The sequence below is a fragment of the Pedobacter sp. 01N416 genome, assembly GCF_056399685.1.
On record NZ_JBFTRT010000647.1, the window covers coordinates 1 to 2,625 of the forward strand.

The 2,625-nt window shown below is 37.1% G+C and carries 3 protein-coding genes and 1 pseudogene; 1 reads left to right on the plus strand and 3 read right to left on the minus strand.

What is annotated here, in order from left to right; all coding sequences use genetic code 11:
- Positions 1-633 (minus strand): annotated as a pseudogene (locus AC1DND_RS25235) (hypothetical protein); the annotation flags it as partial.
- A gap of 258 nt (positions 634-891) precedes the next feature.
- Between AC1DND_RS25235 and AC1DND_RS25240 the strand changes: the two are divergent.
- Positions 892-1,305, plus strand: coding sequence for a VOC family protein (locus tag AC1DND_RS25240; protein ID WP_477585289.1), 414 nt, complete (start codon positions 892-894; stop codon positions 1,303-1,305).
- Between the two features lie 305 nt (positions 1,306-1,610).
- Here the strand turns inward: AC1DND_RS25240 and AC1DND_RS25245 are convergent, their stop codons facing one another.
- Positions 1,611-1,931, minus strand: a complete 321-nt coding sequence (locus AC1DND_RS25245; RefSeq protein ID WP_477585290.1) for a hypothetical protein — start codon at positions 1,929-1,931, stop codon at positions 1,611-1,613.
- Positions 1,932-2,425: 494 nt separating this feature from the next.
- Positions 2,426-2,625, minus strand: a 200-nt coding sequence (locus AC1DND_RS25250; RefSeq protein ID WP_477585291.1) for a hypothetical protein, incomplete at its 5' end; no start/stop codon positions are given.

Here is a 2,625-nt window from a genome sequence, read left to right on the forward strand (position 1 = left end):
AATCATGCCGTCGAATATATCCCATCCCAACAGGCCATCTGTTTCATTGCCCGCCAATTCGATATCATAAATTTTGCTCTTGTAGGTATGATTCCCAATTTTGATATCATAATCGGTGTTATAAAGCTTGGGCTTAGATTTAACTTTTTGCTTAAGTGCAGCGGTAGTAAAATCTACCTCGGTTGCGCCTGAATCGAAGTTCAATAAAAGGGAATCAGTTTTGTTGAAAAACACCGGTAAAAAGTTTGTATTGTATTTATTCACAAAAAAAGGAATTGAATCGTGCACTTCAGGCAATATTTTGCTGAAGTTTTTTAGCTCGGGACACACAATCTTGGTGCGGCAGGAATCTTTGCCGTTTAACAAAACAATAAATTCTTTTTGCTCCCCAGGTCCTATCCTAAACACAATAGAATCTATATCCGTTTTGAATTTTATGTTTATTGATTTGGTTATTTTACCAGTTGTAAACACATCTAATTTTATCTTGGGATTGATGTACCAATTCGATGATGCCTTGTACGATTCGTAGAATTTTGCCTGAACAACTCCGGCTTTAACAATTGGTAATTTCTTTTGAGCTAAAACAGAAAAGGGAAGCAAAACTGTTACAATGAGTAATATTCTTTTCATGAGCGATAATAGATTTAGGGCTTTGTAAGGGATTGGCATTTAATGGCTACCATTGGAAACCAGAACTAAAGATAAAAGAATTACAAATCATAAGTAGGCACTATGCATTTAAAATTTTTGAGTGTTTGACTTGAAGCACCCATCTCAAATGAGTTAGCAATGAAACAAGTCGCGTTTAACCCCTTAACTTGTCGTTTTTGCACATTAATACTTACCCGGCTTTATTATACTTTTGAATATACTAAATCAGAAAACAATATGGCAACTCAAATTTTTGTGAACCTATCCGTTAGCGACCTTAACAAGTCGGTGGAGTTTTTCACCAAACTTGGTTATACTTTTAACCCACAGTTTACCGACGAGAAAGCAACCTGCATGATCATCAGCGATACCATTTATGTAATGCTGCTTACCAAACCTTTTTTCCAGACTTTTACCCAAAAAGAAATCATCGATGCCCACAAGGCAATAGAAACCTCCATTGCCTTATCGGCTGATAGTAAAGATGCCGTTAACGAAATGGTAGATAAAGCTGTAGCTGCTGGCGCCACAATACCGAATCCGGCTACCGATTATGGTTTTATGTACCAACATAGTTTTGATGATCTTGATGGCCACCATTGGGAATATGTATGGATGGATCCAAACGGCGTGCCTGAGCATCAGGGGTAGTTAGGAGAAAGTTATTGATAAAAAAGGGCAAGCAACGGCTTTTCTGTGCTTGCCTTTTTCTTTTTTGGGCTTCATTATTTTTACAGGTTATATTTTAGCCACGGAAGCATGGACAACATGGAGTATCCATAGCTTTACCACAAGTGCGAGCACTCAATCTCGTTAAATTAGAGTTTTTAACCATAGATGCATACAGATAAACACGGATCTTCATATCTGTGTGCATCCTTTTTATCTGTGGTTAAATTATTTTGCTTGTGCGAATGGCTTACTTAATGACATTGGGCTTGCTCCAGCGGAAGGTTTCATAGCGATTGGCTACTGGACAGCGCATGGAAATATTCGGGAGGTACAGTGGTAAAACACTCTCGTATTTTGGCATTAAATTGCGCTATTATTTGTTGTTTAACCAGTTCGACTGCTTGTTTATGTGAACAGAAGCCTTTAATCACAATTTTCCCGTTCATTTCTAAATCTCCTGATATTCCAATTTTGTACCTCCCCATCGGTAGTTTCCCTTCTAATTTTTGCCTAGGATCAAAGCTTGGGGTGCCAATCGCAGAAAAGCTGGCAGATTTATAAAGTGGAATCCAAAGCGAGCCAGTCTGGAAATTCTCGATTTTCACTACAATGGGTAATAGCTTATTGAGCTGTTTGTAAACTGTGTCATCGCCTAGTAGTATAACAATTGATAGATCTTGCGAATTGAAAGCAGGTGCAGATTTTGTGCTGGAATCCCCTACCTTGACAAAGGAACTGTTTGTATTTATGGTTGAATTGTAGGATGACTCAGTGTAAGATCGATAAAAGTTCAAATCCACATACGGGGTCTCTCGCAATGCCATTACTGTAAAAACTAGGATGATCAATGCGATAACTATTTTCTTTCGAGACGTYATTTATTTGGTTGAGTTGATAAATTTTGATATTAGACAGATAAGTTAAAAAAAGTTACGCTAAAGGGGAATGTTTTTGTTTAAACCTAGAGATCCTTCAACCTTAAAGATTAACAATTTGCATTCTAAATCTCCCATGCCAAATATTTGGTCAAAATCTCATTGTAATTTGAAAGGTAAGGTATGGTCCAATAAATTGTTTCGAAAACAAATCTATTTTAGAATTAAATATCTTTCTTCAAATGCGGAAGGACATATTTAATTGCTGGGTACTTGCTGACAGTCACTGCATCGTTGAATTCCATAAATTCCTTGAAGCAAGCAGACTCTTTATCGATCTTATTAGAACTTTTCACATGCTCGATCAGCTTTTCCCTAGAACCGAATATATTGTTCACCCATTCATCAGCGAACTGATAATAAC

Excerpts from the sequence above, each read along its gene's own strand:
- AC1DND_RS25240 (WP_477585289.1), top strand. The coding sequence starts at position 892 with ATGGCAACTCAAATTTTTGTGAACCTATCCGTTAGCGACCTTAACAAG.